The 603-nt window shown below is 67.2% G+C and carries 2 protein-coding genes; one reads left to right on the top strand and one right to left on the bottom strand.

Going from position 1 to position 603, the window contains the following annotated elements:
* On the bottom strand, positions 1-176 hold a 176-nt coding region (locus A9X05_RS29525; RefSeq protein WP_156736591.1), incomplete at its 3' end, for a PPE domain-containing protein.
* A 36-nt stretch (positions 177-212) separates the two neighbouring features.
* Between A9X05_RS29525 and A9X05_RS09485 the strand changes: the two genes are divergently transcribed.
* Positions 213-603, top strand: a 391-nt coding sequence (locus A9X05_RS09485) for a PPE domain-containing protein (protein WP_304442443.1), incomplete at its 3' end; no start/stop codon positions are given.

Genomic DNA, 603 nt, shown 5'->3' on the forward strand with positions numbered 1-603 from the left:
GCCCACTCCTCACTGGCCAGCTGAGTCACCACATTCTGATAACTCAACGCAGCCGACTGCAGCTCCGCGGCGATCGCATTCCACGCCGACGCCGCCGTCATCAACGACCCCGACCCCGGACCGGCATAAATCCGCGCCGAATTAACCTCCGGCGGAAGCGCCCCAAAATCAAACACGAATTACTCCTTAACCTTGGCCGCTTGGCTCGGGTATTGACTGACGATAAATCGGTGACGGCGGCGTCGGCGTGGAATGCGATCGCCGCGGAGCTGCAGTCGGCTGCGTTGAGTTATCAGAATGTGGTGACTCAGCTGGCCAGTGAGGAGTGGGCGGGCACGGCCTCGGCGGCGATGGCGGCCGCGGCCACCCCGTATGCGGAGTGGCTGGCCAGCACGGCGGCGCAGGCCGAGCAGGCCGCGGTGCAGGCCGCCGCGGCGGCGGCGGCTTATGAGGCGGCGTTCGCCGCGGTGGTGCCACCGCCGGTGATCGCGGCCAACCGGGCGTTGGTGCAGCAGTTGCAGGCCACCAACGTGATCGGGCAGAACACCGGGGCGATCGCGCAGTTGGAGGCCCAGTACGGCGAGTTTTGGGCCCAGGATGCCG

This window comes from Mycobacterium sp. E3298 (assembly GCF_001666895.1).
Classification (GTDB): domain Bacteria; phylum Actinomycetota; class Actinomycetes; order Mycobacteriales; family Mycobacteriaceae; genus Mycobacterium.